Source organism: Pseudophaeobacter profundi (genome assembly GCF_029697505.1).
GTDB classification, from domain to species: domain Bacteria; phylum Pseudomonadota; class Alphaproteobacteria; order Rhodobacterales; family Rhodobacteraceae; genus Pseudophaeobacter; species Pseudophaeobacter profundi.
The window spans coordinates 60,305-81,684 of record NZ_JARJEF010000008.1 but is presented as its reverse complement, the minus strand read 5'-3'; the positions used below and the strand labels follow the sequence as shown (position 1 = coordinate 81,684).

Annotated in this window: 18 protein-coding genes; 5 read left to right on the top strand and 13 right to left on the bottom strand. The window is 61.0% G+C overall.

Going from position 1 to position 21,380, the window contains the following annotated elements; all coding sequences use genetic code 11:
- Positions 1 to 53 precede the first annotated feature (53 nt).
- On the bottom strand, positions 54 to 1,826 hold the full coding sequence (locus P2081_RS13670; RefSeq protein WP_278923438.1) for an ABC transporter ATP-binding protein: 1,773 nt from the start codon (positions 1,824 to 1,826) through the stop codon (positions 54 to 56).
- Between the two features lie 303 nt (positions 1,827 to 2,129).
- Between P2081_RS13670 and P2081_RS13665 the strand changes: the two genes are divergently transcribed.
- From P2081_RS13665 to P2081_RS13655, 3 genes are all read left to right on the top strand, one after another.
- Positions 2,130 to 2,624 (top strand): class I SAM-dependent methyltransferase, encoded by a 495-nt coding sequence (locus P2081_RS13665; RefSeq protein WP_278923437.1) that lies wholly within the window; start codon positions 2,130 to 2,132, stop codon positions 2,622 to 2,624.
- 101 nt (positions 2,625 to 2,725) lie between these two features.
- The gene (locus P2081_RS13660; protein WP_278923436.1) at positions 2,726 to 3,355 is read left to right on the top strand and encodes a glutathione S-transferase family protein; all 630 of its coding nucleotides are present in this window, start codon (positions 2,726 to 2,728) and stop codon (positions 3,353 to 3,355) included.
- Positions 3,356 to 3,437: 82 nt separating this feature from the next.
- Complete coding sequence (locus P2081_RS13655; RefSeq protein ID WP_278923435.1) at positions 3,438 to 4,103, top strand: TetR/AcrR family transcriptional regulator; 666 nt, start codon at positions 3,438 to 3,440, stop codon at positions 4,101 to 4,103.
- An 86-nt stretch (positions 4,104 to 4,189) separates the two neighbouring features.
- On the opposite strand, the gene P2081_RS13650 is transcribed toward P2081_RS13655, so the two are convergent.
- Complete coding sequence (locus P2081_RS13650) at positions 4,190 to 7,612, bottom strand: indolepyruvate ferredoxin oxidoreductase family protein (protein WP_278923434.1); 3,423 nt, start codon at positions 7,610 to 7,612, stop codon at positions 4,190 to 4,192.
- Positions 7,613 to 7,766: 154 nt separating this feature from the next.
- On the opposite strand from P2081_RS13650, the gene P2081_RS13645 reads away from it, so the two are divergent.
- Positions 7,767 to 8,228 (top strand): Lrp/AsnC family transcriptional regulator, encoded by a 462-nt coding sequence (locus tag P2081_RS13645; RefSeq protein WP_278923433.1) that lies wholly within the window; start codon positions 7,767 to 7,769, stop codon positions 8,226 to 8,228.
- A 57-nt stretch (positions 8,229 to 8,285) separates the two neighbouring features.
- Here the strand turns inward: P2081_RS13645 and P2081_RS13640 are convergent, their stop codons facing one another.
- Positions 8,286 to 8,678: a DUF3307 domain-containing protein gene (locus tag P2081_RS13640; RefSeq protein ID WP_278923432.1), complete on the bottom strand. Its 393-nt coding sequence runs from the start codon at positions 8,676 to 8,678 to the stop codon at positions 8,286 to 8,288.
- Positions 8,679 to 8,828: 150 nt separating this feature from the next.
- Here P2081_RS13640 and P2081_RS13635 point away from each other — a divergent pair, with 150 nt between their 5' ends.
- The gene (locus P2081_RS13635; RefSeq protein WP_278923431.1) at positions 8,829 to 11,879 is read left to right on the top strand and encodes an ABC transporter transmembrane domain-containing protein; all 3,051 of its coding nucleotides are present in this window, start codon (positions 8,829 to 8,831) and stop codon (positions 11,877 to 11,879) included.
- A gap of 121 nt (positions 11,880 to 12,000) precedes the next feature.
- On the opposite strand, the gene P2081_RS13630 is transcribed toward P2081_RS13635, so the two are convergent.
- The 10 genes from P2081_RS13630 to P2081_RS13585 form a co-directional block, all read right to left on the bottom strand.
- Complete coding sequence (locus P2081_RS13630; RefSeq protein WP_417700783.1) at positions 12,001 to 12,333, bottom strand: ArsR/SmtB family transcription factor; 333 nt, start codon at positions 12,331 to 12,333, stop codon at positions 12,001 to 12,003.
- A gap of 168 nt (positions 12,334 to 12,501) precedes the next feature.
- On the bottom strand, positions 12,502 to 13,734 hold the full coding sequence (locus P2081_RS13625; protein ID WP_278923430.1) for a mandelate racemase/muconate lactonizing enzyme family protein: 1,233 nt from the start codon (positions 13,732 to 13,734) through the stop codon (positions 12,502 to 12,504).
- A complete protein-coding gene (locus P2081_RS13620; protein ID WP_278923429.1) occupies positions 13,731 to 14,108 on the bottom strand; it encodes a hypothetical protein in 378 nt (125 codons plus the stop codon). Before P2081_RS13620 ends, P2081_RS13625 begins: the two co-directional genes overlap by 4 nt.
- 15 nt (positions 14,109 to 14,123) lie before the next feature.
- Positions 14,124 to 15,224, bottom strand: coding sequence for a Zn-dependent alcohol dehydrogenase (locus P2081_RS13615; RefSeq protein WP_278923428.1), 1,101 nt, complete (start codon positions 15,222 to 15,224; stop codon positions 14,124 to 14,126).
- A 77-nt stretch (positions 15,225 to 15,301) separates the two neighbouring features.
- Positions 15,302 to 16,501 (bottom strand): TCR/Tet family MFS transporter, encoded by a 1,200-nt coding sequence (locus P2081_RS13610; protein WP_278923427.1) that lies wholly within the window; start codon positions 16,499 to 16,501, stop codon positions 15,302 to 15,304.
- A gap of 57 nt (positions 16,502 to 16,558) precedes the next feature.
- Complete coding sequence (locus P2081_RS13605) at positions 16,559 to 17,896, bottom strand: lyase family protein (protein ID WP_278923426.1); 1,338 nt, start codon at positions 17,894 to 17,896, stop codon at positions 16,559 to 16,561.
- Positions 17,896 to 18,606 (bottom strand): alpha/beta fold hydrolase, encoded by a 711-nt coding sequence (locus tag P2081_RS13600; protein ID WP_278923425.1) that lies wholly within the window; start codon positions 18,604 to 18,606, stop codon positions 17,896 to 17,898. The genes P2081_RS13605 and P2081_RS13600 overlap by 1 nt, the downstream gene beginning before the upstream one ends.
- The gene (gene pcaD, locus P2081_RS13595; RefSeq protein WP_278923424.1) at positions 18,599 to 19,390 is read right to left on the bottom strand and encodes a 3-oxoadipate enol-lactonase; all 792 of its coding nucleotides are present in this window, start codon (positions 19,388 to 19,390) and stop codon (positions 18,599 to 18,601) included. The genes P2081_RS13600 and pcaD overlap by 8 nt, the downstream gene beginning before the upstream one ends.
- A gap of 115 nt (positions 19,391 to 19,505) precedes the next feature.
- Complete coding sequence (locus P2081_RS13590; protein ID WP_278923423.1) at positions 19,506 to 20,483, bottom strand: threonine ammonia-lyase; 978 nt, start codon at positions 20,481 to 20,483, stop codon at positions 19,506 to 19,508.
- A 54-nt stretch (positions 20,484 to 20,537) separates the two neighbouring features.
- Positions 20,538 to 21,224, bottom strand: a complete 687-nt coding sequence (locus P2081_RS13585; RefSeq protein WP_278923422.1) for a haloacid dehalogenase type II — start codon at positions 21,222 to 21,224, stop codon at positions 20,538 to 20,540.
- Positions 21,225 to 21,380: the final 156 nt, after the last annotated feature.

Sequence of the window (21,380 nt, the reverse complement as noted above, 5' to 3'; positions counted from 1 at the left end):
CGACAGAGCAGGCCAAAGACCTGGCAAATTTACGGGCTTGGATGAGGCGTGGCTTAGACATGACAGCGTACCTTGTGTCCGGGCTCTAGCGGCACCAGCGGCGGTGCATCATAGCCTGCGAAGCGAAAATGTTCTGGCCAATTTTCCGGGCTGCCAGCCCCCTGCGCCACCAGCTTGAGATCAATGGGGCGATGAATGTCAGGTTCGGGCTGCGCCGCAATCAGCGCCTTAGTATAGGGGTGTTGCGGGTTGTGGAACAGAGTTTCCGGGCTGGCCTGTTCGACCACCAGCCCACGGCGCATGACCGCCACTTCGTCGGCGATGCGCGCCACCACGGCAAGATCATGGCTGATAAACAGATATGAAAGCTGCTTCTGGTCGCGGATCCTTTCCAACAGGCGCAGGATCTGTTCCTGCACCGAAACATCCAGCGCCGAGGTGGGCTCGTCGCAGACCAGCAGCGAAGGATCCAGCATCAGGGCGCGGGCAATCGACAGGCGCTGGCGTTGGCCACCAGAAAACGCATGCGGATAGCGCTGCAGCATATCCCTTCCAAGGCCAACCATCTGCAGCATCTCGGCGGCCTTGTCGCGCTGTTCTGCCCGGCTGCCAATGCGGTGGATTTCCAGCGGTTCAACCATGGTATCAAAAATCCGCATCCTTGGGCTGAGCGAGGAATAGGGATCCTGAAACACCATCTGCGCCTCGCGCTGAAAGGCGGTGCGCGCGGTGCGGTCCATCTGGTGCACCTCAATCGGATCTGCGCCCTTGGTCGGCCGAAACAGCACCTGCCCGCCCTGATCAGGCGGCTCGGCGCCCAGGGCAATGCGCGCGGCGGTGGTCTTGCCCGATCCGCTCTCGCCGACAATCGCCAGCGTCTTGCCGCGCGGCAGATGCAGATCAATGCCGCAGCAGGCATAGATCAGGCTGGGGGCCTTCCAGCCCTTGCCTGCCCGCATGCTATAGGTCTTTGAAACTGCGTTCATTTCCAGGATCAGGTCGGTAGTGGGCTCTATCGGCTTGGGCGCGACATTGGCGGGGATTTGCGGCGCCGCCTTCATCAGCGCGCGGGTATAGGCATGGGCCGGGGTAGAAAGCAGCGGTTCGGCAGCGCCGGATTCCATCACCCGGCCCTTGTGCATCACCACCACCTGTTCCGCCATATTGGCAACCACGCCCAGGTCATGGGTGACCAGGATCATTGCCATGCCGGTATCGCGTTGCAATTCCTTCATCAGGCCCAGAACCTGCGCCTGTGTTGTCACATCCAGCGCCGTCGTTGGTTCATCCGCAATCAGCAGTTTGGGCTTGGCCACCATGGCCATTGCGATCATCGCCCGCTGCCGCATCCCGCCAGACAGTTCAAACGGATAGGAACTATAGGTGCGTTCGGGATCGGGAAAGCCGACACGGTCAAAACAGGCAAGGACCTCTTTCTTGGCGCTGGCCTCGCTTTTGCGGCCATGCAGCCAGAGCACCTCTGCCACCTGGTTGCCAATACGGTGCAGCGGCGACAAAGAGCGCATTGGTTCCTGAAAGATCATCGAAATCTGATTGCCGCGCAGATCCCGCATGGCGCGTTCCGGCAGGGTGACCAAATCAGTAGTGCCCGTACCATTGCGAAGGGTGATGCTGCCGCTGCGAATCTGGGCAACTTTGGGCAGAACGCGCAGCACCGCGCGGCAGCTCACGGTTTTTCCGGATCCGCTCTCGCCAACCAGCGCCAGGGTTTCGCCCTCGGCGACATCAAAATTGACGTCACGCACGACAGGGTCATCCTTGCCAAAGCCGATGGTAAGGTTTCTTACAGAAAGCAAAGGCACCATTCAGCGCCGCCTGCCGTGATGTGTTGTCCCTGTCATAACGGTCCCGTCTTGTTCGGTTGTTTTTTGGCTTCACCATGGCGCGGTGGCGACGGTCTAGTCAAATCCCATTTGCCAAACAAAGGGGTTGCGGGTCGAAAACTGATCCAGCGGCACCCTAGGGACACAATATTGTCCTGTGCTGCCGGTGATCTTCGGCAAGTGCTACACATTTGTGCCAAGATCTGACAGGCAGGGTGGGTATGTGGCGGGCTGGAGTACCGCCAAGATCAGCCGGCACCATCAGCTGCCCAAAGGAGACCTGCCATGATCACCCGACTAGACCTTTTTATTGATCGCATGGTGTCGCAACGCGCCTGTCTGGATTTTGGCATCCGCGAGACGGCATCCCTTTCGGGACCGGTGTTCGAACTGGGCCTGGGCAACGGGCGCACCTATCACCACATGAAGCACAATGTGACGGGGCGGGATCTGTACGTCTTTGAACGCGCTGTTGCCTCGCATCCAGACAGCACCCCGCCAGAAGATCGTGTCATCCTGGGCGATGTGCGCGAAACCCTGCCAGCGGCGTTGAAGCGGTTTGGCGCGACGGCCAGCCTCATTCACGCGGACCTGGGCGGCCATAACCGGGACAAAAACGATGCTTTCGCCCGGCTTATCTCACCTCTGGTCGAGCCGCTCTTGGCGGTGGGTGGTTTGATGGTTTCTTCGGACCGGATGTATTTTGACGCGCTGCGCGAAATGCCACTGCCTTCCGAAGCGGTCGCGGGGCGTTGCTTTATCTATCGTCGGGACGCCTAAAGCGTCGAGAGCGATGCCAAGAGCACGGTCGGACGTTTGGTTACGCTGGAGGTTTGCCCGCAAAGCCCTTTAGGCTGGCCTGCAACCAAGGAGGCCAGCTGATGATATTTTACGATTGTTCCACCGCGCCAAACCCGCGCCGGGCACGGATGTTTCTGGCGGAAAAAGGCCTTGCGCCGGAAAGCCACGACATTTCTATCGCCAAGGGAGAGCAGCTGGGGGCGGCGTTTCTTGCGGTAAACCCGCGCGCCACCATCCCGGTGCTGGTGACGGATGCGGGTACGGTGCTGACCGAAAACCTTGGAATTGCCGCCTATCTGGAGGCCCATACCCCTGAACCGGCCCTGATGGGGCGCACCGCCGATGAAAAGGGCCTGGTGCTGATGTGGAATGCCATTGTCGAACAGCAAGGCGGCATGCCCATTGCCGAGACGCTGCGCAACACCCACCCCGCCTTTCAGGATCGCGCCATTCCCGGCCCCGACAACTATGCGCAGCTTCCCGAGTTGGCGACGCGTGGACAGGCGCGCACCCAGGTCTTTTTCGCCCTATTGGAAGAGCGCTTGAAGGAAAGCCCCTATCTGGCCGGTGACGATTTTACCCTGGCGGATATTTCCGCCTTTGTCTTTGTTGAATTCGCCCGCGTCATCAAGCAGCGCATTCCCGAAGAAAATAGCGCCAGCCTGGCCTGGCACGCGGCGATCAAGGCCCGTCCAAGCGCCCAGATATAATGTGGGGGCGGTGACAAGGCTGGACAATTGAGGGAGGGATCCGCAGGATGCGGCTTCGCTCCGCAACAGGAAATCTCACCATATGCCGCCAAAGCCGCTTTTGCACCGCGATAACCCCAGCGCCGCGCCACTTGTCGGCAATGTCAAAGTCACGCGGGATGACTGGCTGAATGTGGCGATGGATGTGCTGATCTCTGACGGGGTGGATCAGGTCAAGGTGCTGGCCCTGGCCGAGCGGATGAATGTGTCACGGTCTTCTTTCTATTGGTATTTCAAGTCACGCCAGGATCTTTTGGATGCGCTGCTGAAAACCTGGGAACAGACCAATACCGCCGCCATGGTATCCCGCGCAGAGGCCCCGGCCGAGGCCATCACCGGCGCGGTCTTGAACGTGTTTCACTGCATCGCCAATCCGGCGCTGTTCAACACCGCGCTGGATTTTGCGGTGCGTGACTGGGCGCGCCGCTCGGGCAAGGTGCGCAGCCTGTTGGATCGTTCGGATGCCCGCCGGGTTGAGGCGCTGACCCAGATGTTTTTGCGGTATGGGTATGACGCACTTGAGGCGATGACCCGCGCCAAGGTGCTGTATTATATGCAGCTTGGCTATGACATGGCCGAACCCAATGAAAGCCATGCGCATCGGTTGGAAATGACGCCGCAGTATCTCAAGGTTTTTACCGGCTGCGAGCCAAGCGCGGCAGAACTGGAAGAATTCACCGCTTTCACCCTGCAATACTGGGACCTGTGACAGGAAAACGCGCTGGCGATCGGGGCAGATGAAAATGGCCCCACGTGGGGGCCATTTTCTATGATTACGCGCGGGTGTCTGTCTGATCAGAGCGTTTTCAGCAACTGCTCGGCGAGGGCGCGATGCTTGCGGGCGGCCTCCAGGCGGACAGGGCCATAGCCGCGGATTTCCATCGGCGCGGTCAGGATCGCCAGGCAGTCGTTGTGCTTTTTGCTGTCATACCCCGTGCTGACGCTGCGCAGGGCTGCCTCGTACCAGTCCAAAAGGCTGCGGTGCAGGCGGGCTTCCTCGTGATAGCCAAAGGGGTTGAACGAGGTGCCGCGCAGGCGCTTGGCCCGCGTCAGCAGGGACAGGGCAGGGCGCAACCAGGGACCAAAGCGCTTTTTGAGCGGCCGCCCACGGGCGTCTTTCTTGCGGGATAATAGCGGCGGTGCCATGTGGTAGTTGACGCTGTAGTCGCCTTCGAATTCCTCGGCCAGCTGATCGCTGAAGCCAGTGCTGGTCATCAGGCGGGCGACTTCATATTCATCCTTGTAAGCCATCAGTTTGAACAAAGACCGCGCCGCCGCCTCCGTCAGCTCATCGGCGCTGTCCTTGGGCAGCTGGCCGCGGAACTCTTCCAGGGTATTTGTGTAGCGGTTGGCATATTCGGCATCTTGATAGCCGGCAAGAAAGACTGCGCGCCGCTCGATGATTTGCTCCAGGCTTTCCTCGGCTTCGGGCGTTTCGGCATAGTAGCGCGAGACCAGATCTGGATCGACGGCCATGGCGCGACCGATGGTCAGGGCCAGGCGGTTTTTTTCAATCGCGACGCCGTTCAGTTCAATCGCTTGGTCCAGCGCCGTGGCGCTGACGGGGACCAGACCCTTTTGCCAGGCAAAGCCCAGCATCATCACATTCGCCAGCACTGCATCCCCCAGCAGAGTTTCAGCGGCTTCATTGGCGTTGAAACCTGACAGGTTTTCCGGACCAACGGCGGTGGCGATTTCCTTTTCGCGCAGGCCTGCCATCAGATCGGCATCGCGGTGTAGGACCAGATCACCGGTGGGCATTTCGGCGCGGTTCAGCACGATACGGGTGCCGGCGCGATAATGGGCCGAGGCCTTGGGCGCGGAGCTGACCACCACATCGCAGCCAATCACCGCATCCGCCGCCGCATGATCAATCCGCACCTGGTTCAGGTTGTCTGGGCTGTCGGACAGGCGAATATAGCTGAGAACAGTGCCAAATTTCTGCGCAAAGCCCGTGAAATCCAGCACGCTGGCCCCTTTGCCCTCAAGATGGGCCGCCATTGTGATCAGGGCGCCGACCGTCACAACCCCGGTGCCGCCAACGCCGGTGACCAGCAGGTCAAAGGGCTTGTCGAGTGCTGGCAGTTCAGGCTGGGGCAGTTTTGCCGCCAGCGCGCCCCGGTCCAGCCCGGCAGGCTGTTTCTTGCGCCGCGCGCCACCTTCAACGGTGACAAAGCTGGGGCAGAATCCGTTCAGGCAAGAGAAATCCTTGTTGCAGCTGGACAGGTTGATCTTGCGCTTGCGGCCAAAGGCGGTTTCCTTGGGTTCGACACTTAGGCAGTTGCTTTCAATGGAACAGTCGCCGCAGCCTTCGCAAACGAGATCATTGATAAAGGCAAATTTCTTGGGGTCTTCCATGGTGCCGCGCTTGCGGCGGCGGCGTTTTTCCGTGGCGCAGGTCTGCTCGTAAATCAGGATCGACACGCCCTTGATCTCGCGCAGCTCGCGCTGGACGTGATCCATATCGGCGCGGTCGTGGAAGGTGGTGCCGCTGGGGAAATCGCTGCGGTTGAATTTGTCGATATCGTCAGACAGCAGGGCGATACGCTGCACCCCTTCGGCGCGGCAGGTCTGGGCGATACCCAACACGCTGACCGGCCCATCAACGGGCTGGCCGCCAGTCATGGCAACCGCGTCGTTATACAGGATCTTATAGGTTATATTGGTATGCGCCGCGACTGCCTGGCGAATGGCGAGCGAGCCAGAGTGATACCAGGTGCCTTCGCCGAGGTTCTGGAAGATATGCTTGCCGCCATTGTACTGCGAGGCCGCCGTCCAGGTGATGCCTTCGCCGCCCATCTGCGCATAGCCTGATGTTTCGCGGTCCATCCAGCTGGCCATCACATGGCAGCCAATACCGGATTTGGCCTCGCTGCCCTCGGGCAGTTTGGTCGAGGTGTTATGCGGGCAGCCGGAACAGAAATAGGGCGTGCGATTGGCGCCGGGCACATTGATCAGCTTGGGTGGCTCGGCCAGCAGCGCGGAGGCCTTGGCGGGCAGGTCTTCGCCGGGAAAAAACTTATCAAGACGCGCCGCCACGATCGGGGCCAGCATCAGCGGGCTTAGCTCTCCGGTCCAGGGGATCAGCGGTTCGCCCGCGCTGTCGTATTTGCCAACCATCTTTTTGGGCTTGTCGCCGGGCCAATCGTAGAAATATTCCTTGAACTGGCTTTCGATGATGCCGCGCTTTTCCTCGACAACCAGCACTTCTTCCTTGCCGCGCATGAAGCGCAGGGCCTCTGGGCGGGCCAGGGGCCAGACCATGCCAACCTTGTAGATGTCGATGCCCAGGCGACGGCAGGCCGCCTTGTCCAGGCCAAGCAGGCGCAGGGCTTCCATCAGGTCCAGATGGCCCTTGCCAGTTGTAACAAATCCGAATTTCGCGTTGTCGTCGTCATAGATGCGCCGATCAATCGGGTTGGCCTCGGCAAAGGTGCGTACCGCTTTGATCTTGGCGCGAATGCGGGTCTCGATCTCGGGCGAGGGCAGGTCGGCACGACGAATGTGCAGCCCGCCGGGATAGTCGGGCAGCTCTGGGTAGGTGAAATCACGATCCGGCTGCAATTCAACCGACCGCGCGCTTTCCACCGTTTCCGATACCGCCTTAAAGCCAACCCAGGTGCCGGAATAGCGCGACAGGGCAAAGCCATATTCGCCGTAGGTCAGGAATTCAGAGATATCCGCCGGGTTCAGCACCGGCATGAACCACGACATGAACGCCACATCCGATTGATGCGGCATAGAGGAGCTGACGCAGCCGTGGTCATCACCTGCGACCACCAACACGCCGCCCTTGGCGGAAGACCCATAGGCATTGCCGTGCTTCAGTGCATCACCAGAACGATCCACGCCGGGGCCCTTGCCGTACCAGAGCGAAAACACGCCTTCGACTTCGCAGTGGGGATCCAGGACAGCCTGCTGCGCGCCCAATACCGCAGTGGCGCCCAGGTCTTCGTTGACGGCAGGCATAAAGGTGATGCGGTTATCTTCCATCCGCTGGCGCGACCGCCAAAACTCCAGATCCACCGCGCCAAGCGGCGATCCGCGATAGCCAGAGACAAACCCAGCCGTGTTCAGCCCCGCCGTTTTATCGCGCCGCGCCTGATCCAGCATCACCCGCGCCAGAGCCTGGGTTCCGGTCAGAAACACGCGCCCCTCGTTCCGGGCGTAGCGGTCATCAAGTTTATAACTGCGAAAGTCATGGCTCAGCTTGGTCATTCTGGCGGTCCTTGCGGGGCTGGGATGAAATATGGTGGTTTGGATGACAGAATATTTCGACTTTTATGGATAACGGTGCCTGATTTCTTGTATATGGTCTTTTTTTTGGATATCTGTACCGAAATATTGGACTTATTCGGAGTTTTTATTCGATATGCAGGTTTTGGACGCGCGCGACGGGCAGATATTGCGCCTTTTGCAGGAAGATTCCCGGATCTCGAATGCAGATCTGGCCGAAAAGGTCGGCATGTCGGCCTCGGCCCTGTGGCGCCGGGTGCGTACGTTGGAAGAAACCGGCGTAATCGAACGCTATGGCGCCGTGGTCAACGCGCCTGCCATGGGGCTGGGGTTTCACGCCATCGTGCATGTACATCTGACCCGCCATGACCCGGAAAAATTAGCAGAATTCATCCGCGCTGTCGAGCTGAGCCCCCTGGTGCAGGAGTGCTATGCCACCACCGGCCAGTCGGATTATCACCTGCGGGTGCTGGCGCCGGATCTGGAGGCCTACAACCGCTTTTTGGAAGACTTCCTGTTTCGGCTACCTGCGGTGGCCAGCGCCCAAACGAACGTGGTGCTGCGCACCATCAAACGTGATTGCCCGGTGGTGCCATAACATCCTGATGTTGGCTTACGCCCTGCGGTGGTGGGACGGAGCAGGCAGCCTTGGCGGTTACCAGAAGGTACACTTTACCCAGATGGCCGCCATGGCAAGATAGGTAAGTTGATGCAAAAACTGATCGGTGCCCATGGCGCGCCAGAACATCGCCTGCTGTGGGGTCAGATCCTTCTTTTCGGAATAGTGCGCTTTGCCGTAGTCGATGTGGAAATGCACCACCCATTCCGCCAGGCAAATCAGCAGGATAAAGCCGACATTAGCCCCCATCAGCACAAAAACCGCAATCGATCCAAGCGTATGAACCCCGGCATGTTGGGCGCGGCCAGTATGCAGATAGGTATCGCGACCAGAGAGCATCTTGGGGGTTTGCAGAAAGAAATCCGCAAAAAGATGTTTGATCTGCAACAGGCAGAGCAAGGTCAATACTGATCCGACAAGTCCTGGCAATGCGATCCCCTGTGATGAACAACTTAAGTGAAACCATACGGGTTTTTGGCGGGCTGGCAAATACTGCTTATCACGGTTGGGGTTATGCGAAGGTGAACTAGATCACAGCGCCAACCGGCCATTGCCTGTCAGGGGTAATCCGCGCTAGTCATGAAAGATCCCTTTTGTTGCAGCCAGAGTTGGAGCTGTCCCATAGAACGTTCCCTGTTCCGCTTTATCTGGAAATATTCCAAACGTGATCAAGTGCTTTTACTGGCGGTCACCACCTGTCTTTTTCCACTGCTCTACCTGACGCTGGAACTGCCAAAGCGGATCATCAATGACGCGATTGGTGCCCAAAGCGATAGTATTGATCTTTTGGGATACGATATCGCGCAGCTGAATTATCTGTGGATCCTGTGCGGCGCATTCCTGATCTCGGTGCTGGTGCACGGACTGTTGAAGATGCGGATCAACACCATGAAGGGGGTGCTGGCCGAACGGATGCTGCGCCGCTTTCGCTATTCTCTGATCGCCCGCGTGCTGCGCTTTCCGCAGCCCTATTTCGAAAGGGTGAGCCAGGGGGAACTGGTTTCGATGATCACCTCTGAGAGCGAGCCGATGGGCGGGCTGATGGGCGATGCGGTCAGTCAGCCAGTCTTGCAGGCCGGGCAGATGGCGACCATTCTGTTTTTTCTGTTCAGCCAGAGTCTCTGGTTTGGCTTGGCGGCGGTGGCACTGATCCCCTTGCAGGGCTGGCTGATCCCGATGCTGCAGCGTCAGATCAACGTGTTGAACAAGACCCGCATCCACCAGGTGCGCGCCCTGGCCTCTGAAATCGGTGAAAGCGCTGCAGGGGCGGCGACCCTGCGCATCAATGGCGGCTGGCGCTATCGGATGGCGGCGATCACGGATCGGCTGGGGCATCTGTATGATATCCGCTTCCAGATCTATCAGAAAAAGTTTTTCATGAAGTTTCTCAATAACTTCATTACCAATCTGACGCCCTTTTTCTTTTATGCGATTGGCGGCTATCTGGTGCTGCAGGGGAAGGTCTCTCTTGGGGCTTTGGTGGCGGCCCTGGCGGCCTATAAGGATCTTGCGTCGCCCTGGAAAGAACTGCTGACCTATTACAACCAGACCCAGGATATGTCCCTGCGTTGGGATGTGATACTGGAACGGTTTGCCCCGCCAGGCATGGTGCGCGAAGAGCTGATGATCGGCGAACCGGAAGAGCAGATCCGGCTGCGCGGCGATATCGTGCTGGATGCGGTCAATGTGCGTGATGCTGATGGCAACCTGGTGCTGGAGGATCTGAATGCCTGCCTGCCTGGGGGCAAGGTTATCGGCATTGCTGCCCCGTCGGAAGAAGACCGGCGGGCGCTGGCCCAGTTGCTGACCCGTGAAGTGCTGCCCTCGGCGGGCAAGGTGACGATTGCAGATGTGGATTTGCGCTCGATCCATCAGGCGGTTCTGGCGCTGCGGGTTGGCCATGTGACCTCGCGTCCGGTGCTGTTTCAGGGCTCTTTTGGCGACAACGTGATGATGCCCATGCGCTCTCGCCCACAGGGGGAACCGCGCGATGTGCAGCGTTATCGCGCCGCGCAGCAGGCAGGGAACAGCGCCGATCCCTTTGATGCGCCCTGGCTTGATCCGGGCCTGGCGGGCTTTTCTTCGGCGCATGACCTGCGCGATTGGTGGGTGCAGTTGCTGGCGGGGATAGGCACTGATAGCGCCTTGTTTCGCCGCGGTATGGAGCAACATTTTGACCCCAAGCTGCACCCGAGGCTGGCGCAGTGTCTGATTGACCTGCGTCCCAAGGTGCGTGCCGCGCTCAAAGAGGCGGGGCTGACAAGCCAGGTCCATGCGCTGGCACCAGACAGGTATAATTCGGCGCTGCCGGTGGCGGAAAACCTGCTCTATGCCACCCTCCGAGAGCCGATCTCGGAAGAGCTCTTGCAGCGGCATGTTGAATTTCTCGACCGGCTGCAGGCGCTGAAACTGGTGGATGACCTGGTGGCGCTGACTGAAGATGTCGTGGACATCCTGCGCCAGATCTTTGGCATGGACGGCACCGATCATCCGCTGTTTCGCAAGCTGGGGCTGGATGTTAGGGCCTACGAACGGGCCTCGGCGCTGGTGGATACAACCCGCGCCAACGGGGGCGGTGCGCTGGGCCATCAAGAACTGGCACAGCTGATGATTGTCCCTTTCAGTATCTCGGCAGAGCAGATCGGCCCGGCCTTCAGTGATGATATGAAGGCGCGCATTCTGGAGTTTCGCGAAAACCACGCGGATGATCTGATGGGCAGCCTGTCGGATGTCGTTGTACGGCTGGACGAGGAGGCATTCGCGCCGGGCCTGACGGTCCTGGAAAATGCGCTCTTTGGGAAAATCTCTGACAGTTCCGGCGCGCGCGGCGATGATGTCCGCCGTCTGGTAGCGCAGGTCCTGGTAGAGAATGGCGGCCGGGACATGGTGGTAGAGCTGATCTTTGACCTGCCGGTCGCAATTGGCGGTCAGGGGCTGCCCGCCAGCTATGCAGAGCCACTGGCCTTTGCGCGGGCGACAATCAAGCGGCCTGATATCCTGCTATTGGATGGGGCCCTGAGCAGCTATGATATTGAGACCCGGATTGCGGTTCACAAAAACCTGCGCGAGTTGTTGCCGGATACGACGCTGATCTATCTTGAGGTCGGCTTTGAGAATGTGGATGTCTTTGATGTCCATTTCGAGTTGCGGCAGGGCAGGTTGGTCAGCGATGAGGCGCAGCAGGAAAGCGTAGAAGACAGCGCCGCCAGCCAGGATCTGGCGCGCAAGCTGCGTGCGCTGGAACAGACAGAGCTGTTTTCCGGGCTGAACCGTCGACAGCTGCGGCTGCTTGCCTTTGGCGCGCGCTGGTATTCCGCCGAGGCAGGCGACACGGTCTTCCACAAGGACGATGTGGCCAGCGATGGTGTCTACATGATCATCGACGGCAAGGCGGGGCTGTTTCTGCCACAAGAGGGCAAGGCCGATCATCTGGTGACCTCGGTCGGGCCAGGGCATCTGGTGGGCGAACTGGGGCTGATCCGCAAGGAACCCCGCGCCCTGAGCATGGTGGCAGAGACAGAGCTGACCTGCCTGCGGATCGGCGAGGAAGAGTTCCTGTCGGTGGTGGAGAACGACGCCAATACAGCCTTCAAGCTGTTGCAGGTGGTGTCTGGCTACGTGAGCCACTAGCGCATCTGAAACATGCGAAAGAAAATGAACGCGACAGGTCTTGGTGCGCGCAGCCGCAGAGTACTGGACAGACCACCGGGTTGTGCAACAGGCTGTTTGCTGTGGGTCGGGTGCGGCGCAGCTAGTCGGGGCTGCAGAACTGGCGATGCAGCAGCGCGATGATTTCTTCGGTGTGTTGGTTCTTCAGCGCGTAGTAGATGGTCTTTCCCTCGCGCCGTGTCTGCACCAGACCTTCGTCGCGCAGCCGCGCCAGCATCTGGCTGACTGCCGCCTGCCGCATGCTCAGCAGGGTTCCCAGTGCGCCAACGGATTTTTCGCCGGTGCCCAGGTGGCACAGGATCATCAGGCGGCCTTCATGGGCCAGGGTTTTCAGAAAGGCAGCGGCCTCGGCTGCGCGGTCGGCCATGTCGTCGGGGGCCATGGCGGGCAGGCCTGCCAGGGTTTCCTCCGGCATGGGGGACGCAGCGGTTTCACGGGGGGCGGCTGGTGTCTGAAGGGGCACGTATTCTAGATCCTGCGGTGGCTGGTGGCCCCATATTGCCCGATTTGACCGGGATAAGTCACCCCCTGCAAAACCTTCTTGCCAGATGGGCGGCGCAGGGGGCAAGGCGCTCCCCCCAGGCTAGGCGTCCAGTGGTGGTGCCCCCCCGGCAAAACTGTTCCCGCCTTGGTAGTCGCAGGGGGCCTCTTGCATGTTGAGATGCAGATCGTCGCCGCCAAAGGGATGGGCACGGGCCAGGGCTTCGTCTACTTCGATGCCCAGGCCGACGGTCAGCGGCGGGGTGATAAAGCCATTCTCGACCCGGATGCTGCCTTTGATCAGGGCGTCATGGAACGGGGTCTCGATGCATTCGGCCATCAGGATATTGGGGATCGAGGCAGCCAGCTGGATATTGGCGGCCCATTCCACCGGACCGGCATAAAGATGCGGTGCCATCTGGGCGTTGAAGACCTCTGCCAGGGCGGCGACCTTCTTCATCTCCCAGATCCCGCCGGCACGCCCCAGCGCCGGCTGCAGGATCTCGGCGGCACCGCTGCGCAGCACGGCTGCAAATTCGCTTTTGGTGGTCATCCGCTCGCCGGTAGCGATGGGTATACGCAGGTTGCGGGCAACGCGGGCCATGTCTTCGATATTGTCCGGCGGCGTCGGCTCTTCAAACCAGAGTGGAGAATAGGGCTCTAGCGCCTGCCCCAGCCGTATCGCACCAGCGGTGTTGAATTGACCATGGGTGCCAAACAGCAGATCCGCCTTGTCACCGATAGCACCGCGAATGGCTTTGCAAAAGGCAACCGACAGCGCAATATCCTGCATCGCGGGCATGTGGCCTCCGCGCATGGTGTAGGGGCCGGCCGGGTCGAACTTGATGGCGGTATAGCCTTGGCGCACCATTTCGGCGGCGGATTCCGCGGCCAGATCGGGGGCGGTCCAGAATGCGTTCATGTCGTGGTGCGGCAGCGGGTAGAGGTAAGTGTAGGCGCGGATCTTGTCGTTCATCCGACCGCCGATCAGCGCATGCACCGGGCGGTCGCGATCCTTGCCCAGGATATCCCAGCAGGCGATCTCTAGTCCGGAAAAGGCACCCATGACTGTCAGGTCGGGGCGTTGGGTAAAGCCCGAGGAGTAAACCCGGCGGAACATCAGCTCGATGTTTTCCGGGTTTTCCCCTGCCATGTGCCGTTCAAATACATCGCGGATTACGGGTTTCATCGCTTCGGGACCGATCGTGGAGGCATAGCATTCCCCCCAGCCGGTGATGCCACTGTCGGTGGTCAGCTTGATCAGGATCCAGTACCGCCCGCCCCAGCCGGGGGCAGGCGGGGCTGTGACGATGATGTCGAGATCTTGTAGCTTCATGTGCCAGGCCTCTCTGCGGTGTCGTCAAGAAGGTCCAGCTCGGCATTGATCGCAGCGATGACGGGGGCCGAGCTGAAAAAGGATAGGTCCGGCGCGTCGAAATCATCCATGAAGACCTGAATTTCGAGCACCGCGGCACGTTGATCGAAATCGCCATCAATGCGCCAACGCCGGGTTTGGCCCAGGTCCAGGTCAGGCAGGGCGTCCGTGATTGTGGCTGCAAAATCGCGCGGCAGCTCAAATCGGGGCGAGCCCGCCAGCCGTGCCAGAAAGGGGCCGATATCCCTGGCCTCAAAATTCATCGAGGTTTCAGCGGTGATGGGCGGCGTCGGGGCGGGCTTGGGTTTGAACAGCTCGGTCAGAAATTGCAGCACCGGAAAGGCTCCGTCTTAGTCGGTTCGGTCAAACACAATCACATTGCGTCTGGCGCTGCCAGTCTTTGTATCGGCGATGGCCTCGTTGATTTGATCCAGCCGCCAGCGCCCCGAAATCAGTTCGTCCAGTTTCAGCCGTCCCTGCTGGTAGAGGTCAACCATCCAGGGAATATCCCGCTGAATGACCACATCGCCCATTTTGGACCCGATAAGACCATGCCCGACCGCTGCCATGATGACGGGTTCGTATTCTGCCTTTGCGCCAGAATGGGGCATGCCAATGATTACGGCCTTGCCACCATAGCCGAGATAGCGCAGCGCCTGTTCATAGGCGGGAATGGCCCCCACAGTGACCAACACCACATCGGCCCCCTTGCCGCCAAGCGCCTTGAAGGCGGCTTTCCAGGGGGATTTCAGGCTGCCGAGCACGCCGTCGGTGGCGCCGAATTCCTTGGCGATTTCCAGTTTCTCTTCGGTCATATCAACTGCCACGATGCGCCGTGCCCCGGCAATGCGCGCGCCTTGAATGGCGTTCAGGCCGACACCGCCCGCGCCAATCACAACCACATCTTGTCCGGCGCGCAGCCCGGCAGCATTGACCGCAGCCCCCACCCCGGTGATCACCCCGCAAGAAATCAACGAGGCCGCCTCTTTGTTCAGGTCATCGGGGATCTTGACGATTTGGCGTTGATCTACCACCACCTTTTCGGCAAAGGCACCACAGGTCATCGCCTGCATCAAGGGGCCGCCATCAGCGGTCTGCAGGGGGCCGTCCTTGATGGGATCATAGGGCGTTTGGCAAAGCGTTGGTTTGCCGCCTGCGCAATTCGGGCAGCTGCCGCAAGAGTGGATCAGGGTGACCACAACGCTGTCGCCTTCGCGAAAACCGCTGACCCCATCACCCAGGGCAGTGATTACTCCGGCCGCTTCGTGGCCATAGACCGCAGGCAGAAACCCGCCCCAGGCGCCTTCGGCCCAGGAAATATCGCTATGGCAGATCGCGACCGCATCCAGGGTGACTTCGACCTCGCCCATACGTGGCGCGGCCAGTTGAATATCTTCGATGACCAAGGGTTCCCCATGGCTATGGCAGACGGCGGCTTTGATGGTTTTCATCGTGTTCTCCCTGTTTGTGGTAGGGTGGCGCGCTGTCTCTGGTGTCGCAAGATGGAAACCACGAACAGCCTGAAGTTTTACGTCACGGAAGACCGGCTGCGCACAAAAAATGCAGCACCGATCAGCATCAGCAACAACGCCAGTAAAAAGGGCGCGCCCGGCAGGTAATACCCGCTGTTCCTATCTGAAAACGCGGCAAAGGTGGCGGTCATCATCAGCGGTGAGATAATCATCGACAGCGCATGTGCCGCAGTCATAACGCCCTGCAGCTCTCCTTGTTGGTTGTCAGCAACGGCACGCGACATCAGCCCTTGCAGGGCCGGTTGAACGACGGCGCCAAGGGCCGAGATCGGAATCAGCGCCAGCGCCAGCCCGCCACTGCTGATCACCGCCAGGATGCCAAAGGCAAAAAAATCAAAGATCTGCCCCCAGATCACCGTTCGCCGTTCGCCGAGGCGGCGCACCATGTAGCGCAGTAAGCCGCCTTGAACCAAGGCCATGCAGATCCCGTAGGTCGCAAGCGAGACCCCAATCATTTGCGGCTGCCAGCCAAAGCGTTCTGCGGTAAAATACGACCAGACCGCCGGGTAGACATAGATCGCAACGGAATAAAGAAAATACACCCAGAGCAAGCCGCTGATGCCGGGAATGCGGCCCATTGCGCGAAAGGCCCCAAGCGGATTGGCACGGCGCCAGTCAAAGGCGCGGCGGGTTTCATCAGTGACAGTTTCACGCATGACAAACCAGCCCAGGGTAAAGTTAAGCCCCGCCAGCAGCGCCGCCGCATAAAAGGGCGCGCGGGTGCCCAGCTCTCCGAGCAGGCCGCCCATCAAAGGCCCCAGCACGAAGCCAATGCCAAAGGCGGCCCCCAGCAGGCCAAAGTTTGCGGCCTTTTCAGTGGGTTTGGAAATATCCGCGATATAGGCGCCGGCCGTGGCATGGGTGGCGGCGGTTATGCCGCCCACCAGCCGTCCCAACAGCAGCAGCCATAGCGATCCGGCCAGCGCCATTACCAGATAGTCCAGCGCCATGATGAAAAGCGAAATCAGCAGAACGGGGCGGCGCCCATAGGCATCCGACAGCGCGCCCAGCACCGGGCTGAACAGGAACTGCATCACTGCGAATGTGGTGGCCAGGACCCCGCCCCAGATCGCCGCATCTGCCAGGCTGCCGCCCTGCACCTCTTGCAGCAGGCTGGGCATGATCGGCATGATCAGCCCCACGCCTATGGCGTCGATCATCACGGTGATCAGCACAAAGAACAAAGGCAGGCGCATCAAAATGGTCTTTGCTGGCAAGGGCTGGGCGTGGAACGGCGCCAGCGGTCTATCATGTCAATCGGTGGGTAGCTCCGCAACCTTGCGGGCAAAGTGCCGGGCCTCGGCCGGGGCTGCGCCAAGCTGCGCTGCCGGATCAAACAACGTGGCAACATCCAGCTGAGGCTGGTCGCGGGCAACCAGGTCCCGCAGTGGCTGTCCGGTGTCCTGGGCCTCGCGACACAGGGTTTTCACCAGGGCCTGTGCCTCGGGCCGGGGCATGTCGCGGGCCAGGGCAAAGCTCAGCGCTTCGGCGTGGATCATGTCCAGCCCGCTCGCCAGCGCAGCTTCCATGGCCGAGGCCCGCGGGGTGATCCCGGCGCAGAGGTCGCGACCACTGCGCGCAGCACTGGCACAGCCCAGAACGATCTGCGGCAAGCAGAGCCATTCGCTAAACCAGGCGGCCCCGTCGCGTTGGTGCTGCTGCAAGGCGCTGCCGTGCAGGATCGACAACAACCCGCTGCCTTGCCGTGCCAGCGCCACCAGCGCCGAGGCGGCAACGGGGTTCTGCTTTTGCGGCATGGTGGACGAGGCCCCGGCATCCCCGAGGGTGATCTCGCCAATGCCTGTCTGGACCAGGGCGATACAGTCCTCGCCCAGTTTTCCCAGCGCCAGATTGACCCGCACCATCCAATCCATCAGCCGGAGCAGGGCTGTGCGGTCGCTGTGCCAGCTGCGCTTGGGGTCGTGTAGTCCCAGGGCCTTGGCCATCTCGGCGCGGATTTCGGCAGCCTTGGGGCCGAGTGCCCCAGAGGTGCCTGCAGCACCGGAAAGCGATATCAGCAGGCAGTCGCGGCGCAGGGTGTCCAACTCGCCAACCAGCGCCAGAAGGGGGGCGCCCCAGGCGGCGACCACCGCCCCAAAGCTGGTTGGGGTCGCATGTTGACCATAGGTGCGCGCGGGCATCGGCAGCTCGGCATGGGTTTCGGCCAGCCTGGCCAAGGCGAAAAGCGCCAGCTTCAGGTCATCTTCGATCAGGGCCAGCGCCTGGCGCAGGCGCAGCATCAGGGCGCTGTCCATGATATCCTGCGAGGTCGCGCCCCAATGCACATATTGCGCGTGCTCCGGCGCGTTCATCTCGGCGCGAAAGGCGGCGATCAATCCGGGCACCGGCACGCCGTTCTGGCCAGTGGGTTTGCGCAGGGTGCCGGGATCCAGTGCCACCTCCATCACGGCGCGGCCAATGGCGGCGGCGCTGTCTTGCGGGATCACCCCGGCGGCCCCCTGCGCCCGGGCCAATGCGCCTTCGACCAGCAGCATGGCGCGTGCTTCGGCGGTGTCGGTGAACAGGCGCCCTACATCGCCCGAGGTAAATAGGTCGCCATAGATCTGGCTGTCAAAAACGGAACCCGCCATCAGAAGTCCTTTGCGATATGCCCGATCAGATCAGCAAGCCCCTCAGGGTTGGCAAAAAAGGGCGAATGAGAGTTTGGCATCTCGTATACACTGCCGCGTGGCCAGTCCGCCACCATCTGTGCCTGATATTCCGGCGGAATCGTCTGATCCTTCGTGCAGCGGATATAGGCCTTGGGGAGGGCCTGCCAGTTGTCCCCCAGCACCAGTGGCGTGTCCTGCGGCAAGATCGGCTGCGGGCAGAGATGGCTTAGCGCGTAATCCACCGCCTCTTGCGGGCAATCGTGGTAGAACAGGCGCGGGGCCGCAGCTGGTTCAATGGTATAGCTGGCGCCATCGGCAGATTTGATCGCGGCGGATCCGATGGTCTGGCGTGGCCCGGCCTTGCGCATATCGATCAGCGACTGGCCCGAAACAGGCACATAGGCGCAGAGATAGATCAACCCGCGCAGCGCCTTGGGGACGATGTCGGCGGCGGCGGAAATGGGATAGCCGGCCCAGGAATGGCCCAGAACAACGGTTTCAGGGGTGGCGGCGGCCAGGATCGCCTCGGCGGTTTCCTGTAGGGTGACGGTGGCGGGATCACGGGCATCCCCATGACCGGGCAGATCAATGGCGCGGGCAGTATGGCTGCGCGCAGCCAGCGCCGGGATCACATCGCGCCAGCACCAGGCACCATGGCAAGAGCCATGGATCAGTAGAAAATCAGTCACAGTGGCCGACCTCTTGCAGGAATTGGGTCAGGCGTGCCGCGTATTCGTCGGGTTGTTCAACGCAGGGGATATGGCCTGCGCGGCGGATCAGATGGAACTGGCTGCCGGGAATCAGATCGACGGTTTCGCGTACCAGATCGGGCGGAGTAGAGCCGTCTTCTGATCCGGCAATGCCCAGACAGGGCAGGCGCAGCCCGCTGGTAGGGGTGTAGAAATCAGTGCCGGAAATGGCCGTGCAGCAGCCGATGTATCCGGCGCGCGACTGTTGCACCAGCATATTGCGCCACAGTTGCAATTCTGGCTTGGCGCGAAAATCGCGGGCAAACCAGCGCTCCATCACGCTGTCGGCCAGTGCTTCGATGCCGTGGTCGGTGACCGCCTGGATCCGATCCTGCCACATCTGGGCGGTGCCAATCTTGGCCGCAGTGTTGGACAGCACCAGGGCGCGCACCATGTCCAGCCGCTTGACCGCCAGCCCCTGACCAATCATGCCGCCGATCGACAGGCCGACAAAGACGCAGTCGCGCACCGATAGCAGATCCAGCAGCCGTTCCGCATCGCGCACCAGCGCCCCCATCGAATAGGGTGCATCTGGACAAGAGGACAACCCATGGCCGCGCTTGTCATAGCGGATTACCTTCAACCCGGCGGGCAGGCGATCCACCACCTGATCCCAGACCCGCAGATCGGTGCCAAGCGAATTGGCAAAGACAATGGGCGCGCCCTCTGGGTCGCCATCAATGCGGTAGTGAAGCTGGACATCGCCAAGATCTGCGATCTGCATGGTGTGTTCTCCGATAACTCTTGCAGGCTATCTAGAAGAGGTGCCGGGCCGGGGTAAAGCCCACAGTGCGATTTGCCTGCGCCCGTGGGGGCGCAGGTCGCGCGTCGCCGCGGGGCTATGCGTAGCTGGAGAGCGCACGCTGAAACACGGCGGTGTCGACATTGCCGCCGGTGGCGATGGCGATCACCGCTTCCCCCTGGATCTGATCCGGGTGAAACAGCGCCGCCGCCAGTGAGACGGCACCACCCGGTTCCAGCACGATTTTCAACCGCACAAAGGCCAGGGCCATGGCGCGCAGGGCTTCTTCCTCGCTGACCACGATGCCGCCGCCGCACAGCCGTTGCAGCACTGGAAAGGTCTGTTCTCCGGGGGCGGGGGTCAGAATGGCGTCGCAGATCGAGCCTGATACCGCCGCATTGGTTTCAACCTGGCCGCTGGCCAGGGATCTGGTCACATCGTCAAAACCCTCGGGCTCTGCCGGTCTGACCTGCAGGGAGGAGCCAAGCCCTTCCAGGGCCAGGGCGACGCCGCTGGTCAGCCCGCCACCGCCACAACAGATCAGCACATCACCGGTTTCGACCCCCAGGCTGGCCGCCTGCTCTGCGATTTCCAGTCCGGTGGTGCCCTGTCCGGCGATGACTTCGGGTTCGTCATAGGGCTTGATCAGGGTCAGGCCGCGCGTCTGGGCCAGATCCAATCCGATGGCATCGCGATCTTCGCCGCCTGCGCGGTCATACAGCACCACTTCGGCGCCCAGGGCGCGGGTGTTTTCGATTTTGAGGCGTGGTGCATCGACAGGCATCAGGATCACGGCAGCGACGCCATGGGCCTTGGCGGCAGCGGCCACACCCTGGGCATGGTTGCCGCTGGAATAGGCGATCACGCCGCGGGCGCGTTCTTCGGGGGCCAGCGCAGTAATCGCAGCCCAGCCGCCGCGAAACTTGAAGGATCCGGTGTGTTGCAGGCACTCTGCCTTGACCAGCACGCGGCGGCCGGCGATCTCGTCCATAAAGGGCGAGCTGAGCATCGGCGTGATGCGGGCATGGCCCTGCAACCGCTTGGCTGCGGACTGGATCATTGCAAAAGAGGACATCTGGGGCTCCGGTAATCTGAGTGGCGAAAATGGTTTGTAGTGCAAAAGCGGTGGTTACGGGCAGGCAAGGGCTGGAATCGTCGTCAGATCCTGCAGCACATGCGCCGGTGTCCAGGGCAGGCGGTCGATGGGTTCTTTCGCGCGATTGACCCAGGCTGTGGTGAACCCATAGCCCGCAGCCCCGGCGGCATCCCAGCCATTGGAGGACACAAAGAGAACCTCTTTGTTCTGGCAGCCAAAGCGCTGGCCGACGAGATCATAGACACGGGAGTCCGGCTTGAAGATGCCGACGCTTTCCACGGATAAGACATCATCCAGCAGCGCACCAATCCCGGCCGATTGCACTGCCCCGTCCAACATATCCGGAGAGCCATTTGACAGGATGGCGGTGTTCAGGCCGGCCTCTTTCAGGGTGGCTAGCATGGCGGGGACCTCTGGGTAGGCCTGCAGTTCCCAATAGAGATCCAGCAAGCGCTGGCGCAGTTTGGCGTCGCCCTGCAGCCCGGTGGCCTCTAGCGCCCAGTCAAGGCCATCCTGGGTGACCTGCCAAAACCCGCAGTGGGCATCTGTGATCGCGCGCAGCCAGGTGTACTGCAACTGCTTCAGCCGCCAATGATTGGCCAGCGCGGGCCAGGTTTCCTGCAGCTGCGGAAACGCGGGGTCAGCGGCGGCCTGTCGGGCTGCGGCGGTCACATCAAAGAGCGTGCCATAGGCATCAAAAACGCAGGTGGTAATCGGCATGTAACATCTCCTTTGGGGATATCCTGTCATGCCTCCCGGAGGGGGCAAAGCGCGAAGTTGTGATGGATACAATTCTTCAGCCGCCGCGCCTTATATCGCCTTGGCCGCAGTTCGGGCCTGAATTCGGACCTGAATTTGGGCCGTAACTTCGGCTTG

Bases quoted from the DNA above. Each gene is read 5' to 3' on its own strand.
- P2081_RS13670 (WP_278923438.1), bottom strand. From the start codon at position 1,826: ATGGTGCCTTTGCTTTCTGTAAGAAACCTTACCATCGGCTTTGGCAAG.
- P2081_RS13665 (WP_278923437.1), top strand. From the start codon at position 2,130: ATGATCACCCGACTAGACCTTTTTATTGATCGCATGGTGTCGCAACGC.
- P2081_RS13660 (WP_278923436.1), top strand. From the start codon at position 2,726: ATGATATTTTACGATTGTTCCACCGCGCCAAACCCGCGCCGGGCACGG.
- P2081_RS13655 (WP_278923435.1), top strand. From the start codon at position 3,438: ATGCCGCCAAAGCCGCTTTTGCACCGCGATAACCCCAGCGCCGCGCCA.
- P2081_RS13650 (WP_278923434.1), bottom strand. From the start codon at position 7,612: ATGACCAAGCTGAGCCATGACTTTCGCAGTTATAAACTTGATGACCGC.
- P2081_RS13645 (WP_278923433.1), top strand. From the start codon at position 7,767: ATGCAGGTTTTGGACGCGCGCGACGGGCAGATATTGCGCCTTTTGCAG.
- P2081_RS13635 (WP_278923431.1), top strand. From the start codon at position 8,829: ATGAAAGATCCCTTTTGTTGCAGCCAGAGTTGGAGCTGTCCCATAGAA.
- P2081_RS13630 (WP_417700783.1), bottom strand. From the start codon at position 12,333: ATGCCGGAGGAAACCCTGGCAGGCCTGCCCGCCATGGCCCCCGACGAC.
- P2081_RS13625 (WP_278923430.1), bottom strand. From the start codon at position 13,734: ATGAAGCTACAAGATCTCGACATCATCGTCACAGCCCCGCCTGCCCCC.
- P2081_RS13615 (WP_278923428.1), bottom strand. From the start codon at position 15,224: ATGAAAACCATCAAAGCCGCCGTCTGCCATAGCCATGGGGAACCCTTG.
- P2081_RS13610 (WP_278923427.1), bottom strand. From the start codon at position 16,501: ATGCGCCTGCCTTTGTTCTTTGTGCTGATCACCGTGATGATCGACGCC.
- P2081_RS13605 (WP_278923426.1), bottom strand. From the start codon at position 17,896: ATGGCGGGTTCCGTTTTTGACAGCCAGATCTATGGCGACCTATTTACC.
- pcaD (WP_278923424.1), bottom strand. From the start codon at position 19,390: ATGCAGATCGCAGATCTTGGCGATGTCCAGCTTCACTACCGCATTGAT.
- P2081_RS13590 (WP_278923423.1), bottom strand. From the start codon at position 20,483: ATGTCCTCTTTTGCAATGATCCAGTCCGCAGCCAAGCGGTTGCAGGGC.
- P2081_RS13585 (WP_278923422.1), bottom strand. From the start codon at position 21,224: ATGCCGATTACCACCTGCGTTTTTGATGCCTATGGCACGCTCTTTGAT.